At 66.4% G+C, this 813-nt stretch carries 1 protein-coding gene; it reads right to left on the bottom strand.

The window, feature by feature from the left end; genetic code table 11:
* Positions 1–813 (bottom strand): arabinan endo-1,5-alpha-L-arabinosidase (locus tag NS355_RS17995; protein ID WP_058746881.1); only part of this gene is annotated, 813 nt, incomplete at both ends.

The raw sequence follows: 813 nt of genomic DNA, 5'->3' as shown, positions 1-813 counted from the left end.
CTCGTGGGCTCGGCGATTTGTATAAGCGACTGCGCATCGCCCGACCCGAAGGGTCCAGAAACGGCGCCTCGATCGAACGCGCGGGCCGGATGCGCAGATGATAACTGCTCTTGGTTCCGCGACAGCAAAAGTCGAACGAGACGATCAGCCAGTACCAGCCCCCATGATCGATTATGAAGGGGGCTTCGATCGCATTGGTCTTGTCGCCCATGTCGCGCCGGGCGATCATTTGGGGCTTGGCCCCGGCGGCAGGCTTGCCGCTCCCCGGATCGAGCCGGATCAGTTGGATCCCACCCCAGAAACTGCCAAAGCTCAGCCATTGGCGACCCTGGCGATCGCGCACGAACGCCGGATCGATCGCATTATACGGATCGCCCTCCCGCGACGCGATGACCAGTCCCTCGTCTCGCCAGCCATAGCCGGGCGCGGCTGGGTCCAACGTCGTGGCGGTCGCCAGGCCGATCGCCGAATGCTGCGTGCCGAAGCGGGAAACCGAATAATATAACCGATACCGATCGCCGACCCGCGCGATGTCGGGGGCCCACATCTCCAGCGCGCCGGGCACCGCTGTACGGGCCCAGTCCGGCAGGTCGGGCAAAGGCGACGGCAAAGGGGCCCAATGCCGCAGGTCGCGCGACGTCCGCGCCACCAACGGCCGCCTGTCACGCTGCCCCGTCGAATAGACGTAATACCGGTCGCCTTCGCGGATCAGCACCGGATCATGCGCCGGAACGACATCGCCCGACAGGGCCGCCTCACGCGGCGCGGTGATCAAAGCCTCGCTGCCCGATGCCACCGCGCCGCGTGAGGCGG

The organism is Sphingomonas yabuuchiae (assembly GCF_001477495.1).
Taxonomy (GTDB): domain Bacteria; phylum Pseudomonadota; class Alphaproteobacteria; order Sphingomonadales; family Sphingomonadaceae; genus Sphingomonas; species Sphingomonas yabuuchiae_A.
Note: the sequence above shows the minus strand (reverse complement) of the source record. Positions and strands in the feature narration are given on the sequence as shown.